The following is a 15,806-nucleotide window of genomic DNA, read 5'->3' on the forward strand; positions in this document are numbered from 1 at the left end:
CGCCCACGCTTATCGGCTGTAAATTTTTAATGATCTGAAACAATTTTTATCTCGTTTCGTTTGCTTTGCTGTGATCAGCGAAGCCTTGAATTATGACACAGTTTTTGAAGCCCTGTCAAATCAAGCAAAAGATTTTTGCTTTTTTTAGAGTTGCTCAGCACCTCTAAAAATTCTCAGCCTGTTTCGTCCGAAGCCTTCTACTATAACATGAAAATCTGAAGCGCGCAGGGGATTCTGACGCCTAGACCCGGTATCTGTCAGAGGAGCCTTTCAGACGTTGAAGTAATGCAGGGGCAATATCTAGCAAGGGCAGGACCTCATCTGCCGCTCCGCACAAGATGGCTTCCCTAGGCATCCCAAAAACAATGCATGAGGCCTCGTCCTGCACATAGTTGTAGCTACCGGCATCCTTCATTTCCTTCATCGCTTTCGCGCCATCCCCCCCCATCCCGGTGAGCATGATTCCATATGCATTCTTGCCTGCGATTTTTGCGGCCGACTTAAACAGGACCTCCACAGAAGGCCTGTGACGGTTCACCAACTCTCCTTCTTCCACCACGCACACGTAGTTGGCACCGCTGCGATCAATACGGAAGTGCTTACCACCAGGGGCGATGTAGGCATGCCCAGGAAGAATGCGCGATCCATGCACGGCTTCCTGCACCGTAATTTGGCATATGCTATTCAAGCGCGTGGCAAAGCTAGTCGTAAATCCAGGCGGCATATGCTGCGTTATCACGACGCCAGGGGCGTCAGCGGGCAAACGGGTAAGAATTTCTTTGATGGCCTCCGTCCCCCCCGTAGAAGCACCGATACACACCAACTTCTCTGTAGAGACCCGGCCAATCGGTGCATTCAGTGCCGTACTACCGCCAGACGATCCGTCTGATCGCGCGACCACCTGCGTAGGGGGAGCTCGTTTGATTTGCGCAGCCGCCGCAATCCGGATTTTTTCAACAATATTGGTAGAAAGCTCTTTCAAGCCATCTGTCAGACCTATCCGTGGTTTGGCAACAAAGTCGATCGCACCCAACTCCAAGGCTCGCATCGTCACCTCTGCACCCCGCTCCGTCAACGTTGAGATCATGACTACCGGCATGGGTCTCAAGCGCATGAGGCGCCCCAGAAAGTCCAAGCCATCCATCTTGGGCATTTCTATGTCTAGCGTGATGACGTCTGGATTCAGGTCGCGGATCATTTCACGCGCGATCAGTGGGTCATTCGCGGCCCCCACGCAAGTCATGTCTGACTGCTTATTGATGATCTCAGCCAACAAACTCCTGACCAACGCAGAATCGTCAACAACCACAACCTTAATTTTCTTCATTGGTTATTCAAAACAAATCAACAGATCCACCCGCAGTGGACTTCGCGACCGATAGTGCGTTCCCTTTGCGCTCTTCCACTGCCAGTGTTTCGGGATGGGAGTGCGCTAACCTCTTCACCAACGCCTTACCGCTGACAGGAAAGAAACACACTTTGCGCGGATGAATGTCCAGCACGTCTTGCGAAACCACGGGAATCCGCTCGGTTGCCAAGTAATCCAGCACAAATTTTGTGTTGCGCTCGCCAACGTTCATCGTGGTGAAGCCGGCCATGACTTGCGCCCCACCGAAGATCTTGGCCTGCATGCTCTCGCGACGAGCCCCCAATTTCAACATCTCATTGATCAACAACTCCATGGCATAAGAGCCATAGCGCCCAGAACCATCGGCACTATCTCCATCAGGCAGCATGAAGTGGTTCATCCCACCAGTGCGTGCCTTGCCGTCCCAAATGCAAGCGGCGATGCAAGAACCCAAGACCGTCATGATCACCAGATCTTCATTGGCAACGAAATACTCACCCGGTAAAACCTTTACCGCATCGTACTGAAAATGATGATCCGCATAAAAAAAAGACGCTTCTCCAGGCTTTCGCGGCTGGGATTTTAGTTGGTCAACTTTCGATACACGACCATTTGCTAGTACTTTAGGAGCAACCAAACCCACCGTGGAGCGGGCTCCGCTTGCAATTGTTGCATTTTGAGGAAGGTTCATTTGATAAGTAGGTTCAATTTGGGCGTTCACCATTGGATGGATCCAATGCGAAGGCAGCTAGCGACAGCGTTCGTAAACAGTCTTCCCTTTCAACACAAACAAGTCTTTTGAATCACTAAAATTCTCAGCATGGCCAACAAAAAGCAATGCTCCGGGTTTCATCACGCGGTGTATTTTTTCCAATACCCGTCGCTGCGTAGGAGCATCAAAGTAAATCATGACGTTGCGACAAAAGACGGCGTCGAAGGGCTCTTTGAAAGGCCAGTCATCTTTGATCAAATTAACGATCACGAAATCAATTGACTGCCGCAACTCCGGCTTCACGCGCACCAACCCGGCATTGCCTGCCTTGCCCCGCATAAAAAACTTGCGCGCAAGCTCAGCAGACACTCCCTTCATCGACTCCAACCGGTAGACACCTTGGGACGCGGTAGCTAGCACCTTGGAATCGATATCACTGGCAGTTAAAGAAAACTTCCCTCTGCCAAGAACATCCATCGCCGTCATCGCAATGGAATACGGTTCCTCCCCCGTTGATGCTGCACTGCACCAAACGCGGCATCCAGATCCAAGTGCTTTCGTTTTTAAGTAATCGGCAAAAATCTCAAAGTGGTGATGCTCGCGAAAGAAAGACGTTAAGTTGGTGGTCAACGCATTGATGAACTCTTGCCATTCAGGCCCATCCGTAGACTCCAACCAACTCAAATACTCTCGAAAACTCTGGTAGCCAGTGTCTCTGAGTCGTCGTGACAGACGACTGTAGACCATGGCATGCTTTCCATCATGCAGGCTGATGCCGGCTCTTTGATAAATCAATTTTTGTACTTGATCGAAGTCCGCATTCGTCCAAGCAAACTCTCTGCCTTGCATCTCTCCAGCAGTTATGCCGGGGGACTGATCTACTCGACTGTCGCGCACGGATGTCCTTGCTATATTCATCATTTCAGGCAACGCGCATCGCAGACACGTTCAATCAACCGCGCTCACTAACCCCATTTCAGGTGCAGACATCAGTCGCTCGATGTCCAACAAAATCAACATACGATCCCCGAGAGAACCCAGCCCCAATACAGCAGCGCTGTCGATTACGCTATCTATATCTGGTGCGGATTTCAAATTTTCGGGCGGCAACTCCATCACGTCACTAACTGAATCCACCACGATCCCAACGATCCGATTACGAAGATTCAACACAATCACGACGGTGAAGGAGTTGTACTCAGCTTTAGAGCAGTTGAATTTGAGACGCATGTCAACAATGGGAACGATCGTTCCCCGCAGATTCACAACGCCCTTAATGAAATTAGGGGCGTTTGCCACTCGAGTAGGGGGCTCGTATCCCCTGATTTCCTGGACCTTGAGTATGTCAATGCCATACTCTTCCTGATCCAATCTGAAGGTCAGATACTCACGTGCGCCTGAAGCGGTCAATTCATTCAGCTTTTCCATCATGCCCATGACGAACTCCTTTTGTAGCAGTGCTTAGTGGCGAGACCGACGCACCAAAGCGCCCGTATCCAGAATCAATGCAACCTTCCCATCGCCCAGAATTGTTGCGCCAGACACATTGGGAACCTTCCGGTAGTTGGACTCCAAGTTTTTCACAACCACCTGCTGTTGCCCCAGAAGCTCGTCCACCAGCAAAGCGACTCGGCTGCCATCTGCTTCGACCACCACCATGATGTCGCTTGATTTTTCAAAGTCGAAACGGGGAATCTGAAAGACTTTCTCCAACTCAATCACAGGCATGTACTCGTCACGGACTTTGACCAGTTGCGAACCTTGCCCGACAGTACTCACAGCATCCGCCTTCACCTGGAAAGACTCCACTACAGAAGATAACGGCAGAATGTAAACTTCTTCGCCGACACCCACAGACATACCATCCATGATCGCAAGTGTCAGTGGCAACCGCACAGACACCTTCATGCCATAGCCTTCCGCAGAATCTATTTCCACGGTTCCGTTGAGCGCCGCAATATTGCGCTTTACCACATCCATTCCAACGCCACGACCGGATACATCCGTTACAACTGCTGCCGTAGAAAACCCTGGTGCAAAAATCAACTGCCAAACTTCCGCATCGGACATCTGGTCAGACACATCCAGTCCTCGCTCTTTAGCCTTACTCAGAATTTTGGTTCTTGAAAGGCCGCGCCCATCATCACGCACCTCAATCACAATTGACCCCCCCTGATGCGACGCCGACAAAGTGATCGTTCCTGTTTCGGATTTGCCGGCAGCGATTCGATCGCCGGGCATTTCGACACCATGGTCACAGCTGTTTCTGACCAAATGGGTTAGCGGATCTGTGATCTTTTCAACCAATCCCTTGTCCAATTCGGTGGCCTCGCCTTGCGTGACGAAATCCACCTTCTTGCCGAGCTTGCCAGCCAAGTCACGCAACATGCGAGGGAATCGACTGAACACAATCGACATGGGAATCATGCGAATGGACATCACGGACTCTTGCAAGTCGCGTGTATTGCGGTCCAAATCTGCCAATCCAGTCAACAACTGTTGGTAAATCGCCGGATCCAAAGCTCGGCTGTTCTGCGCCAGCATAGCCTGGGTAATCACTAGCTCACCCACTAAATTGATGAGCTGATCCACTTTGCTGATCGCCACACGAATTGTGGCCGCCTCTGGCTGCGCAGCCGCAGCCGCCTGCGCCTTAGGCGCTGCCTTTTGTGCCGCGAGTGCCTCAACCACCAAAGCCCCACCTGACGACTCTGGCACGCCCGATTGCGATGGTGCGCCAGGCGATCCATCAAAGAATCCAAAGGCCGTTCCTTCTGCCTGCCCCTGATCTACCGATTGGGGAGAGGCCGGAACCGCATGAACATCATTCTCAACGGCTGAAATAATCACCTTATCGCGAGATACGTGGAAAGCGAATAGATCCAGCAAGTCCTCGTCAGTAGAGCTTGTTTCAACTGCAAAGATACGGGTATCGGCCCGATCACTTTCCAACACATGAATCTGCCCAAGTCCCGGAATATCTCGAAACAACTCCTTAATGGCATCGGCCTGCTCTGGCCGCTCTAAAGGACCAATCTTGATTTCGATGCTTCTGCCGGAGCCCGAAGAAGAGGAAGGCGCCACTGGCGCCGACTGCACCGGCTTCGCGACAACGGCAGGGACTGGCGCAGACGCCGCCTTGGGCGCAGGAGCACCTCCCGCGGCCAGCTCACTGATTCTGCGAACCAAGTCACCCGTAGGCATGGCATCTCCTTCATCGCCCGCTTGATGTCGCGCCAACAAACTGCGGGACGCATCGGCAGACTCCAGAAGCACATCCACCATGGCAGCATTTGGCTGCAATTCATGGCGACGCAGCCGATCCAACAGCGACTCCATCTGGTGCGTTAGTTCAGCAACGTCAGCAAATCCGAAAGTAGCAGCGCCGCCCTTCACGGAATGCGCGCAACGAAAGATGCCGTTCAACTCTTCGTCATCCGCCGTCTCTAGGTTCAGGTTCAGCAGCATCTGCTCCATCTGATCTAGGTTTTCTCCAGCTTCCTCAAAGAAGATTTGATAAAACTGACTTAAGTCGAAGTCACCGCCCGCTCCGCCGCTGTCTTGATGGGTCTCAGCCATGTCAATCTCCTATTTTTTTCCAGCAAATGGACGGTAATGTTTAACGAATAACTTTTTTAATGACATCCAAGAGGCGCGCTGGATCAAAAGGCTTGACCAACCACCCTGTTGCGCCGGCAGCACGACCCGCCTGCTTCATCAGGTCACTGGATTCTGTGGTCAACATCAGTATGGGGATCGTTTTGAACTGAGGATGATCTCGCAGCTTGCGGGTCAACCCAAGGCCATCCAAACGAGGCATGTTTTGATCCGTGAGCACCAGATCAAATGTCTGCGCCTGCGCCTTTTCATAGGCATCTTGCCCATCCACAGCCTCAACAACTTGGTAGCCAGCACCGGTCAATGTGAACGAAACCATTTTGCGCATCGAGGGCGAATCATCAACAGCAAGAATTAAAGGCATAAGGAACTCCGGAATGTCCTGTGAATGAATGAAGTAAATCGGGTGGATTTTTAAAAAAGCTCAATTGAGCCTGCATCCATCTCATCCTGGGTAACGGGATTCGGCCGCTCAGGGACCTCCTCCACAAATGGCACGGCCTCGCCATCTTCCGAGCCCATAGACTCAGACGCCAAGCGATACGCACAACCCTGAAGAATTTTGGAAGTGTGCACGATGAGTTGGGATGCCATGTCCTGGAATTGCAGTTCAGTGACAGCCGCCCGCAACGTATTGCGAACCAACTCAAGCTCTTGTGACGCTCCCAGGGCAGGTGATGCGAGATTAGCGCTGGCCGTCGTAAAGCGCTCCATGAGATTTTCCATGGTATGCGCCAATAGACCATCCAGCCTTGTCAAATCGTGCACAACGACCAACAAGGAGTCTTGGACTTCCGCAACCAACATGACAGGTAGCTGAACGGCGGGAGCAGCAGGCGTCGTCAACGATGATTCCATTGTCATTCTTCCTCTAGGCCTGTCTTTATACCAATCTGTCACATGATTGTGAATCATGGAGGCTTTTGTACGTCTAGGGTAGCAGGATTCTTCCAAATTTGGCAAACATTAGCAGGAAGATTGACGCCCTTTGGCGTCGACAACCCGGCTAACAACAAGCGCCTTCATAATTGCAAAGATGATAGCGCCTAGCACCGCCCTTGGCAGCCCCAGTTGCCCCGTAAGAATTCTGCATCTGGAGGATTCGACACCTGACCACAGCCTGACTTCACGAGCGCTTAAAAAAGCTGGCCTTTCATTCGAAATGGACCGAGCAGATACGCTGGAAGCCTTCAAAACACTAATCGACACCTGCGAATATGACGTCATCCTGGCAGACTACCGCCTTCCCGGGTTCAATGCCATGGATGCATGGGCGGTAGTACAGGGCGAGGGAAAGGTCACCCCGTTTATCTTGTTGTCCGGAGCTATTGGGGAGGCCGCAGCTGTAGATGCCGTGCAACGCGGGATCAGCGACTACCTGCACAAAGACAACTTGCAGTCTTTGGACCGTGTCATTCGACGCGCCCTGGAAATGCAGTCCATCAAAGCAGCCAAAGAAAAGGCGGACCGAGAGCTTGCTGTCTCTGAAAGGCGCATTACAGAATTTGCCCACCATTTGCAGTTGGCAATAGAAAAAGAAAGGGCCGCCATTGCACGCGAAATTCATGACGACATCGGCGGCTCATTGGCGGCAGTCCGTCTGGACTTGGCGTGGCTATCTCGCCATAGCCAAGACCAAGGCCTTCAAAATCATATCGCTACAGCCACAGAAATGATCCAGCATGCGATAGAGGCCAGTCAGCGAATCATGCTCAATATGCGGCCGGCTATTCTGGACCAGGGCTTGCTGGCGTCCGTACAGTGGCTTGTTCAAGGTTTCGAAGAACGGACGAACTCCAGAGTTCAACTCACGACCAGCAGCGACGCGATGCGCCTAGACGCACCCATTTTGCTAACGGCCTATCGCACCGTGCAAGAGTCGCTGACCAACATTGTCAAACATGCAGATGGAAGTGCTGTTCGAATTGAAATTTCAAACCAAGGCGACGTTCTGACTGTAGAAATCAGCGACACCGGCCCCGGGCTGGCAGATACGGCGTTGCAAAAAGAGAAATCATTTGGTCTCAGAGGCCTGCAGGAGCGCGCCAAGACAGTCAATGGGTGGCTGGACATCAGCTCCAGCGTCGGGGTCGGAACTTCTATCACGCTAACCGTTCCACTGAACACATCAGACGCTGAGTGCCAGGAGTCCGCGCCATGATTCGCGTCTTGCTATGTGACGACCACGCCATGGTACGGCGGGGAATTCGGGATACGTTGGCCGATTGCGTCGACATGCAAGTGGTGGGTGAATCTGGCAACTACGCCGAATTGAAAGAGCATTTGCGCGTTACGGCCTGTGACGTTCTGATCTTGGACATCAATTTGCCGGGGCGCAGCGGCCTGGAAGTTCTGGCCAGCTTGCGCGAAAGCCAGTCACAGGTCCGTGTGCTGGTAGTTTCCATGTTTTCAGAAGACCAATACGCGATACGCTGCCTGCGCGCTGGAGCGCATGGCTACCTCAACAAAGCGGGAGACCCCGTGGAGCTGGTCGAAGCCGTACGAGCCGTAGCCCGTGGTCGCAAGTACGTGACGGCCAGCGTGTCTGACATGCTGGTTGATCAGCTGTCGACGCCGAGCAGCGAATCCCTGCACGACAGACTCTCTGAGCGCGAATTGCAGACTTTACTGAAAATTGCCTCGGGCAAGCGCCTGTCAGATATCGCAGAAGAACTCATGCTGAGCCCCAAAACGGTAAGCGTGTACCGCGCACGGTTGCTGGAAAAGCTAGGGCTTACGAACAACGCAGAATTGACGGTCTACGCAATCCGCAACGAACTAGTCTAGCGCCACTAACGTCAGTGGCCTGAAAATACATCGACGGCATGGGACATCAGGGCCACGAAAGGCTGGTCCAGCATGGGCAACGTCATGGCGATACCCACAATCCCCACCACAAGCGTAATGGGGAATCCAACCGCGAAAATATTGATTTGAGGCGCTACCCGGGAAATGATCCCCAAGGCCAAGTTGGCAAACATCAGCATCCCCACCATAGGCAACGCCATCCACAACGCACTGGCAAACAACTCCGTCCCTAACCGATAAAGCTGCATGGATGCCAGAGCATCCAGAAAGTGTGGCCCCACGGGAAATGCCTCAAAACTTTTGGTCACTGCCATCAAAACCATGAGATGCCCATTCATGACGACGAACAGCAGTGACGCCATTTGTCCGAAAAAACGCGCTACCGCGCTGGACTGGGAATTCAACGATGGGTCAAAGAACGCCGCAAAGTTCAACCCCATCTGGAAACCCACCACTTCCCCCGCCAGCTCGACAGCAGCAAAGACTAACCGGATAGCAAACCCGATCGCCAAACCGATAACTACTTGCTGGACGACAACGACCAATGCCTCAGGGGAATTAACGTTGTAAGCCACACCAGCAGGGACACTGGCTTGGCATGCTACCGCCACAAACATCGCCAAGGCAATCTTGGCACGCATCGGAAACGCCCTGGATGAAAACACAGGAGCCGACGTGAATACGGCAAGAACCCTCAAAAACGGCCACAGGATCGGTGAAATCCAGGCCGCGATCTGCGCCTCCGTGAAAGAAATCACAGCAGCATTTCGTTAAACGACCGAGCTAGGGATGGCTTCGAACATGCGTCGAATGTATTCCACGAGCATGGTCAACATCCATGGCCCGGCTATGGCAAAAACTGCAATCACGGCCACCAGCTTAGGGACAAATGCCAAAGTGGCCTCGTGGATTTGCGTCACGGCCTGGAACAGACTGACCAACAACCCCACCAGCAATGCGGCACCCAGCACCGGAGAGGACACCATTAGCAGCATCAGCAATGCTTCCTGCCCCATCGACAACACCATCTGTGCATTCATTACGATGCCTCTACGTGACAAAACTGGCGGCCAGGGAGCCGATCAGCAAATTCCAACCATCTGCCAGCACAAACAACATGAGCTTGAAAGGCAGCGCCACTAAAACCGGCGACAACATCATCATCCCCAAAGACATCAGCACCGACGCAACGACGATATCGATCACCAAGAAGGGGATGAAGATCATGAAGCCAATTTGAAAGGCCGATTTCAACTCACTGATGACAAAAGCGGGCACCAGTACACGAATTGGGGCGTTGTCTGCATTCACTTCGGGGCCGAGCTTGGCTAGCTTGGCAAACAAAGAGAAGTCCGACTGGCGAGTTTGTTTCACCATGAAGCTGCGGATGGGAGCCTCCGCCTTGGCCAGCGCCTGTTCGAACGAAATCGCACTGCGGCTGTAAGGTTCATACGCATCAGCATAAATACGATCAAACGTGGGACCCATAACAAACAAGGTCAAGAACAGAGAAAGCCCAACGACCACCTGGTTGGGGGGCGCAGACTGGGTCCCCAAAGCCTGGCGCAAGAGGGACAACACGATCACGATGCGTGTGAATCCTGTCATCATCAACAAAATGGCGGGGATAAATGAAAGTGCTGTAAAGAACAGCAGCGTCTGTATGGGCACCGAAAAACTCAGCCCGCCGCCCCCCGTGCCGACCAGCAACGGCAACTGCCCTGGCGTCTGCGCATAGGCCATGCTCAACGCACCCAGGCCCCACAGGCCCAAAACGCTCTTGCGTAAAACGCCCATCTTGGTCAAATGACCTCCACCGACATACATGCAGCAATAGCCATGTTATTCCCGAGTTTTGGGCACCGTGGCCAGCGAATCGCGCATTGACTCCATACCGTGCCCCCCGGTTGCCGCAGGCGCAGTATGCAAACAATGAATAGCCTGAGCCGTCACTCCCAAGGTCAACCACACGCGGGCATTCTCGGGACCAACCTCCACCGTCACTACCCTTTGGTGGGGACCTACGGCAACAGCGGAAATAAACCGGGACTGTCCCGCGGCTTCAGCCCCGGACAATCCGGAGCGCTGTTTGAACCTCCGCAACGCCCATGGAAGGCACGCCAACAAAACGAGAAACGCCACGACCAGTAGCAGTTGTTGCGTCATCGCCGCGCCGCCATCAGTTCTTGCTGACCCGACGCAGGCGCTCGGAAGGTGTCACCACGTCGGTAAGGCGAATACCGAACTTGTCATTCACCACCACCACCTCACCTTGTGCGATCAAATAGCCATTGACCAACACATCCATGGGCTCCCCTGCCAAGGCATCCAGTTCAACCACCGAGCCCTGCCCCAGCTGCAAAATGTGTTTGATAGGCACCTTGGTACGACCGAGTTCAACCGAGAGCTGCACCGGGATATCCAGCACCATATTGATGTCATTGGCATGCCCGTCCGCACTGGATGAGGATGAAAATGGTTTGGGGGCTTCGCCAAACAAGGGCCCACCCGAGGAGGCATCCCCTCCACTGGAATCCGTCGCTTTTTGCTCCAACAGGGCCTCCGCCCAGTCGGCCATTCCATCGTCTGCCGGGGCGGCGTTTTCGTCGGGTTTGTCTTCAGATGCCATTTCGTTCTCCCAACCAGTTTTGGTCATTGCCTCGCAGCGCTTTGTCTATGCGAATTGCATACTTGGAATTGTGTGTGCCGTACTGGCATTCAAAAATCGGAACTCCATCGACGGTTGCCTGGATTTTCGGTTGCCTGTCCAACTCAATGAAGTCCCCCTTTTTCATCGCCAGCAGCTGCTCCACCGTAGCATCTGCCCGGGCCAATTCCGCCACCATGGTCACTTCAGCCGCCTGAATCTCCCGCGTCAGCACTGTGACCCACCGACGGTCCACTTCAATCGAATCGCCCTGGGTTGAAGAGTACAGCACATCGCGAATGGGCTCCAGCGTGGAATAGGGAAAACTGAAGTGAATAGCCCCCGTGATATCGCCAATTTCCAGCTGAAACGATGTTGAAATCACGATCTCACTGGGTGTCGCAATATTGGCGAACTGCGGCTGCATTTCCGAACGCTGGTAGTCCAGCTCCAGGGGGTAGATGCCCTTCCAGGCTTTTTTGTATTCCGTGGTGATGACATCGACCAAGCGGTTGATAACGCGCTGCTCCGTGGCGGAAAAATCGCGCCCTTCGATTCGGGTCTGGAACTTGCCAATACCGCCATACAAGGTGTCAATCACGCCGAACACCAGCGCTGGCTCACACACGATCAACCCACTACCGCGCAGGGGGCGGATGGCCACAATATTGAAGTTGGTTGGCACTGCCAGCTCGCGCAAAAAAGCGCTGTAGCGCTGCACAGCAACCGGCCCGACCGAGATTTCGGGGCTACGGCGAATGAAGTTGAACAAACCCACCCGCAAATTCCGCGCAAAACGCTCGTTGACGATTTCCATCGTCGGCATGCGGCCACGGACGATTCTTTCCTGGCTGGAAATGTTGTACGAGCGGACTTCGCCATGCTCCGCCGCCTCCTCTACCGTCTTTTGGCTTTCGCCCGTGACGCCTTCGAGGAGTGCGTCAACTTCTTCCTGGGAAAGAAATGATTCACTCATAGAACTTCCTGTGACACCCTACTGAACAATAAAACTAGAAAACAAAACACCTTTCACGGGGTACTCCACGTGGACGACCTTCCGCTTCTTTTTCTTGGTGCTCGCCGCTTCTTCTTCGTGCTCGTCGTCATCACCCCCACCAAAGGGCACAGCGGCTTCCCGCAAAATATCTTTGGCCAGTTTTTCCTTGCCTTCTGGCTTTAACAACTCTTCGGCCGTGCGTTGCGAAATCAGCATCAAAATGCTGCTGCGAATGGCCGGCAGGTAGGCCTTCACCGTATCCGAGGAGTGCGCATCCTGCACCTCCAGGGTAATCCCGATTTGTGCAACCCGCTCTCCACCAGGATCTGCCAAATTCACAACCATGGCATCCAAAGGCAGATAGGCTGGTATGGCTTTCGGGTCCACATGGGCGGCCGCCTTGGCAGGTGCCGCATCTTCCCCATCATCTGCAGCAGCACGCTGCTTCATGACGAAGAATGCAGCGCCTGCGCCCAGAACCAATACCAGCACTGCTGCCACGATGATGATCAGCATCTTTTTGCTTTTGGCCGGGGCTTTGCCGGCATCGGCCGCTTCGGGTTTTGCTGACACTGCGATTCCTTAATTGCAACAATTCAGAACATTATTCATCTAGCCCCACCGGGCGAAGCACGAATAAAGAGGAGGATTTCAGGTCCCCCGCCATTATTGACAGATTCCTGCTGTCACACGAAAAGATCAAGGGTTCGGCCATTGGGCACCCGGGTCGGACGATTGGCCTCTACGGTCACGGGTTCCAGGGTGCTCACCATCCCCCGACGGCCATCCGGGCGCTGCTGCCGCCCTTGGCCCGCCGAAGCATCCCCACTCTGGGAAGTACCCACGGACACCCCCGACAACACAACACCCTGCCGCCCAAGCAGCTCTTTCAGATGGGTAGACGCATTTTCCAAAGCATCCCGGGCCTGCAGCTCATCGGTGCGGAAAGATACATGGGCCTCATTGCCTTGCATCGAAATACTCACCTCCACGGGGTCAACCCCGAGACCGTCCAACTTCAGTTCTGCTTTCTGAACGTCTTGGCCAATCCAGTAGGTCACCTGCTCCGCCACGAAAGATTCCACCGTGGTGGCCGCTTGTGTGGAAACCACGCCATCCGCCCCCAGGGGACCTGAAGAGGAAGCGAAACCTACCGGCGCGGAGTCCGCAGGGGCCGACTTGGCGCCCGCCGGCTCAGCGAGCGCCTTTTCACGGGTGGCAGTTGCCGCCACGGGCAACGCCTCTACTGCCGTTTGCAGCGCTTTGAACATGTCTTGCGGAGTCACTTCTTTAAACTCCTGCGCGACTGACTTGGTATTGGCATGGGTCGAAGCGGACAGTGTGCTCTCCACGACTTCCTGCTTCAAGGTCTGCTCACCTGCCCCCTTGCCCGGCTTGTGGGCATTGAACGGGTTGACGGCCTGCCCTTGGGCACCCGCATCGGCAAGACCCGAACCCACAGTCGCCACAGCATGCTTGCCCGCAGCACGTAGCGCACCACCCTCAGGCTGCGCGGGATTGAGTGCCAGGGCTTGTGCCAACAACGCACTGGCGTCTACAACGGGCGTATCTAGCGTCGTACCCGGGGCCAAGTCCGCCTGTGGCAGGGCAGACGCCTGTAGCAAAGCGTCATCTTGCCCATTTGCCGCTGTGCTGGAGGAGTCTGATTTTTCGTCGTCATCGGCAGCGGCCAGCAATGCAGAGAATCCGTTTCCCGCACCTTCCTCCTGCGTGCCTCCGGTGCCGCGTGGCTTTCCATTGGCGGCGTGCCCCTGTGGCTTCACTGGGCTTGCTTTGGGGCTCATTTCAATGGTCATCGTGTATCTCCGAAAGCTGGGGTATTGCGGTTTCTGGCGTACAGCAAAGCGGCCATTTCATCCATGCGCGCTTGCTCGCGGCGCTGCTCCAGCAACGCGGCCTGGGCCTGGCGCCTGCGCAGCACCTGCTGCAAACCGGTCACGCGGCACTCCGCCTGCAGCAACGCGTGTTTGGCAACACTTTCCAGACGCAGCAGGTTGACGATGGCGCCCTCCTGCATGCCGATGGCCTGTTGCAGTCGGGCCATGAATTGGTAGTGGTGCCGCACCAGCTCCGCAGACAAGGCCACCGCAGCGGCTCCGGTCCAACGGGCATCCGTGTCAGCGGCATAGGTTTGCAACTGCGACATCTGCTGCCGCCCAAATATCAGGTTGCGCTGCGCCTCAGCCAATTGCTTGGCGCGCTCGTCGCGCTGGCGCTCCGCCAGCTCAATGGCTAGGAGGAAGCCTTTCATGCGCCCGCCTGCATTAACGAGGTGCTGGCCGCCATGTCTTGCCATGCGGCTTCCAACGATGCCGCTTCGAACATATCTTGCTGCAGAAACTGGTGCATGCCCGGCTGCAGGGCAATTGCCTCGTCCAGCATGGGATCTGAACCATGGGCATAGGCACCAATCTGCACCAGATCTCGGCCCTTCTCATAGCGGGAATACAGGCTGCGAAAACGCCGTGCCAGCTCAAAGTGTTCGCGCGACACCACGTTGTGCATGACGCGCGATGCCGACTGTTCCACATCGATTGCGGGATAATGCCCCGCCTCTGCCAGGCTGCGCGACAACACGATATGCCCGTCCAGAATGGCACGTGCCGCATCGGCAATAGGATCTTGCTGGTCATCACCCTCCGACAGAACGGTGTAGAACGCGGTGATCGACCCCACACCGTGCAAGCCATTGCCACTGCGCTCCACCAGCTGCGGCAGCTTGGCGAAGCATGAGGGCGGGTAGCCTTTGGTGGCCGGCGGCTCGCCAATTGCTAGCGCAATCTCCCGCTGGGCCATGGCATAGCGGGTGAGCGAATCCATCAGCAGCAGCACATGCTGCCCTTTGTCACGAAAATACTCGGCAATCGCCGTGGCATACGAAGCCCCTTGCATGCGCAGCAGCGGCGGGGCATCGGCAGGAGCCGCCACCACCACCGAGCGTGCACGGCCGTCGGCACCCAAGATGTCTTCGATAAATTCCTTGACTTCACGGCCCCGCTCACCGATCAGGCCCACCACAATGACGTCGGCCTGGGTGTAGCGAGCCATCATGCCCAGCAGCACGCTCTTGCCCACACCAGAGCCCGCAAACAGGCCCAAGCGCTGACCACGCCCCACGGTCAGCAAGGCATTGATCGCCCGCACGCCCGTATCCAGCGATTCACGCACCGGGGCACGGTCCATGGCGTTGATCGGTTTGCGGTCCAGCGGTTTGGACACCACTTCAACAAGCGGGCCCATGCGGTCCATGGGGTTGCCTTGCGAATCCACCACCCGGCCGAGCAGGCCATCGCCCAGAGGCAGGCGCAACATACCTGCCGCAGCCAAGTCAGGCGGCAGCGCGGCCTCGCCCAGGCGGGGCACCGGCACATAGGCGGCAGCAGGCGCCACGCCTGCGCCGCTGGAGAGGCCGTGCACATCGCCAGCGGGCATCAAAAACGCTTTGTCGCCCGAAAAGCCCACCACTTCGGCCAGTACCGAGGGGCGCGCCTTCATCGTCACCACACACTGGGAGCCCACCGGCACGCGAATGCCACTGGCTTCCAGTACCAAGCCGGTCAATCGTGTAAGGGTGCCACGCACCTCCAGCGTGGAGTCTTGGGACACCTGCGAGCGGGCATCGTCTAGAAACGACTGCCACTTGGTAGGCGCCATG

At 55.1% G+C, this 15,806-nt stretch carries 19 protein-coding genes; 2 read left to right on the top strand and 17 right to left on the bottom strand.

The features are described from left to right. Positions 1-241 precede the first annotated feature (241 nt). From AC1DZ5_RS20915 to AC1DZ5_RS20945, 7 genes are all read right to left on the bottom strand, one after another. Entirely contained in the window at positions 242-1,327 is a 1,086-nt protein-coding gene (locus AC1DZ5_RS20915; RefSeq protein WP_477892648.1) for a protein-glutamate methylesterase/protein-glutamine glutaminase, read from the bottom strand. A 7-nt stretch (positions 1,328-1,334) separates the two neighbouring features. Further along, positions 1,335-2,039: a chemoreceptor glutamine deamidase CheD gene (cheD, locus tag AC1DZ5_RS20920; protein WP_477892696.1), complete on the bottom strand. Its 705-nt coding sequence runs from the start codon at positions 2,037-2,039 to the stop codon at positions 1,335-1,337. Between the two features lie 57 nt (positions 2,040-2,096). Then, the gene (locus tag AC1DZ5_RS20925) at positions 2,097-2,909 is read right to left on the bottom strand and encodes a CheR family methyltransferase (RefSeq protein WP_477892698.1); all 813 of its coding nucleotides are present in this window, start codon (positions 2,907-2,909) and stop codon (positions 2,097-2,099) included. A 99-nt stretch (positions 2,910-3,008) separates the two neighbouring features. Next, positions 3,009-3,497 (bottom strand): chemotaxis protein CheW, encoded by a 489-nt coding sequence (locus AC1DZ5_RS20930; protein ID WP_310346955.1) that lies wholly within the window; start codon positions 3,495-3,497, stop codon positions 3,009-3,011. Positions 3,498-3,521: 24 nt separating this feature from the next. Then, on the bottom strand, positions 3,522-5,639 hold the full coding sequence (locus AC1DZ5_RS20935) for a chemotaxis protein CheA (protein WP_477892650.1): 2,118 nt from the start codon (positions 5,637-5,639) through the stop codon (positions 3,522-3,524). Positions 5,640-5,679: 40 nt separating this feature from the next. Next, a complete protein-coding gene (locus AC1DZ5_RS20940) occupies positions 5,680-6,042 on the bottom strand; it encodes a response regulator (RefSeq protein ID WP_310346949.1) in 363 nt (120 codons plus the stop codon). Between the two features lie 50 nt (positions 6,043-6,092). Then, positions 6,093-6,536: a hypothetical protein gene (locus tag AC1DZ5_RS20945; RefSeq protein ID WP_310346946.1), complete on the bottom strand. Its 444-nt coding sequence runs from the start codon at positions 6,534-6,536 to the stop codon at positions 6,093-6,095. A gap of 178 nt (positions 6,537-6,714) precedes the next feature. Between AC1DZ5_RS20945 and AC1DZ5_RS20950 the strand changes: the two genes are divergently transcribed. After that, on the top strand, positions 6,715-7,839 hold the full coding sequence (locus AC1DZ5_RS20950) for a sensor histidine kinase (protein ID WP_477892653.1): 1,125 nt from the start codon (positions 6,715-6,717) through the stop codon (positions 7,837-7,839). Next, complete coding sequence (locus AC1DZ5_RS20955; RefSeq protein ID WP_310346941.1) at positions 7,836-8,465, top strand: response regulator; 630 nt, start codon at positions 7,836-7,838, stop codon at positions 8,463-8,465. Before AC1DZ5_RS20950 ends, AC1DZ5_RS20955 begins: the two co-directional genes overlap by 4 nt. Positions 8,466-8,476: 11 nt before the next feature. On the opposite strand, the gene fliR is transcribed toward AC1DZ5_RS20955, so the two are convergent. The 10 genes from fliR to fliI all read right to left on the bottom strand — a co-directional run bounded on the left by fliR (position 8,477) and on the right by fliI (position 15,805). Then, entirely contained in the window at positions 8,477-9,244 is a 768-nt protein-coding gene (fliR, locus tag AC1DZ5_RS20960) for a flagellar biosynthetic protein FliR (RefSeq protein ID WP_477892656.1), read from the bottom strand. Positions 9,245-9,256: 12 nt separating this feature from the next. Further along, on the bottom strand, positions 9,257-9,526 hold the full coding sequence (fliQ, locus tag AC1DZ5_RS20965; protein WP_310346936.1) for a flagellar biosynthesis protein FliQ: 270 nt from the start codon (positions 9,524-9,526) through the stop codon (positions 9,257-9,259). Between the two features lie 10 nt (positions 9,527-9,536). Continuing rightward, positions 9,537-10,283, bottom strand: a complete 747-nt coding sequence (gene fliP / locus AC1DZ5_RS20970) for a flagellar type III secretion system pore protein FliP (RefSeq protein WP_477892700.1) — start codon at positions 10,281-10,283, stop codon at positions 9,537-9,539. Between the two features lie 45 nt (positions 10,284-10,328). Then, positions 10,329-10,652, bottom strand: coding sequence for a FliO/MopB family protein (locus AC1DZ5_RS20975; RefSeq protein WP_477892658.1), 324 nt, complete (start codon positions 10,650-10,652; stop codon positions 10,329-10,331). A 13-nt stretch (positions 10,653-10,665) separates the two neighbouring features. Then, a complete protein-coding gene (gene fliN, locus AC1DZ5_RS20980; RefSeq protein ID WP_477892660.1) occupies positions 10,666-11,115 on the bottom strand; it encodes a flagellar motor switch protein FliN in 450 nt (149 codons plus the stop codon). Beyond that, complete coding sequence (gene fliM, locus AC1DZ5_RS20985; protein WP_310346929.1) at positions 11,105-12,109, bottom strand: flagellar motor switch protein FliM; 1,005 nt, start codon at positions 12,107-12,109, stop codon at positions 11,105-11,107. Before fliM ends, fliN begins: the two co-directional genes overlap by 11 nt. 18 nt (positions 12,110-12,127) lie before the next feature. Further along, positions 12,128-12,703 carry a flagellar basal body-associated FliL family protein gene (locus AC1DZ5_RS20990; protein ID WP_477892662.1) on the bottom strand — a complete coding sequence of 192 codons (576 nt, stop codon included), beginning with the start codon at positions 12,701-12,703 and terminating at the stop codon, positions 12,128-12,130. Positions 12,704-12,816: 113 nt separating this feature from the next. Then, entirely contained in the window at positions 12,817-13,947 is a 1,131-nt protein-coding gene (locus tag AC1DZ5_RS20995; RefSeq protein ID WP_477892664.1) for a flagellar hook-length control protein FliK, read from the bottom strand. After that, positions 13,944-14,402 (bottom strand): flagellar export protein FliJ, encoded by a 459-nt coding sequence (gene fliJ, locus AC1DZ5_RS21000; RefSeq protein WP_477892666.1) that lies wholly within the window; start codon positions 14,400-14,402, stop codon positions 13,944-13,946. Before fliJ ends, AC1DZ5_RS20995 begins: the two co-directional genes overlap by 4 nt. Beyond that, entirely contained in the window at positions 14,399-15,805 is a 1,407-nt protein-coding gene (fliI, locus tag AC1DZ5_RS21005; protein ID WP_477892702.1) for a flagellar protein export ATPase FliI, read from the bottom strand. Before fliI ends, fliJ begins: the two co-directional genes overlap by 4 nt. Position 15,806: the final 1 nt, after the last annotated feature.

The organism is Rhodoferax sp. P1_F3 (assembly GCF_056405715.1).

Bases quoted from the DNA above. Each gene is read 5' to 3' on its own strand.
- fliM (WP_310346929.1), bottom strand. From the start codon at position 12,109: ATGAGTGAATCATTTCTTTCCCAGGAAGAAGTTGACGCACTCCTCGAA.
- AC1DZ5_RS20955 (WP_310346941.1), top strand. From the start codon at position 7,836: ATGATTCGCGTCTTGCTATGTGACGACCACGCCATGGTACGGCGGGGA.
- AC1DZ5_RS20925 (WP_477892698.1), bottom strand. From the start codon at position 2,909: ATGCAAGGCAGAGAGTTTGCTTGGACGAATGCGGACTTCGATCAAGTA.
- fliQ (WP_310346936.1), bottom strand. From the start codon at position 9,526: ATGAATGCACAGATGGTGTTGTCGATGGGGCAGGAAGCATTGCTGATG.
- AC1DZ5_RS20950 (WP_477892653.1), top strand. From the start codon at position 6,715: ATGATAGCGCCTAGCACCGCCCTTGGCAGCCCCAGTTGCCCCGTAAGA.
- fliP (WP_477892700.1), bottom strand. From the start codon at position 10,283: ATGGGCGTTTTACGCAAGAGCGTTTTGGGCCTGTGGGGCCTGGGTGCG.
- cheD (WP_477892696.1), bottom strand. From the start codon at position 2,039: ATGAACCTTCCTCAAAATGCAACAATTGCAAGCGGAGCCCGCTCCACG.
- fliN (WP_477892660.1), bottom strand. From the start codon at position 11,115: ATGGCATCTGAAGACAAACCCGACGAAAACGCCGCCCCGGCAGACGAT.
- AC1DZ5_RS20945 (WP_310346946.1), bottom strand. From the start codon at position 6,536: ATGGAATCATCGTTGACGACGCCTGCTGCTCCCGCCGTTCAGCTACCT.
- fliJ (WP_477892666.1), bottom strand. From the start codon at position 14,402: ATGAAAGGCTTCCTCCTAGCCATTGAGCTGGCGGAGCGCCAGCGCGAC.
- fliI (WP_477892702.1), bottom strand. From the start codon at position 15,805: ATGGCGCCTACCAAGTGGCAGTCGTTTCTAGACGATGCCCGCTCGCAG.
- AC1DZ5_RS20975 (WP_477892658.1), bottom strand. From the start codon at position 10,652: ATGACGCAACAACTGCTACTGGTCGTGGCGTTTCTCGTTTTGTTGGCG.
- AC1DZ5_RS20930 (WP_310346955.1), bottom strand. From the start codon at position 3,497: ATGGGCATGATGGAAAAGCTGAATGAATTGACCGCTTCAGGCGCACGT.
- AC1DZ5_RS20935 (WP_477892650.1), bottom strand. From the start codon at position 5,639: ATGGCTGAGACCCATCAAGACAGCGGCGGAGCGGGCGGTGACTTCGAC.
- AC1DZ5_RS20940 (WP_310346949.1), bottom strand. From the start codon at position 6,042: ATGCCTTTAATTCTTGCTGTTGATGATTCGCCCTCGATGCGCAAAATG.
- AC1DZ5_RS20915 (WP_477892648.1), bottom strand. From the start codon at position 1,327: ATGAAGAAAATTAAGGTTGTGGTTGTTGACGATTCTGCGTTGGTCAGG.
- AC1DZ5_RS20995 (WP_477892664.1), bottom strand. From the start codon at position 13,947: ATGACCATTGAAATGAGCCCCAAAGCAAGCCCAGTGAAGCCACAGGGG.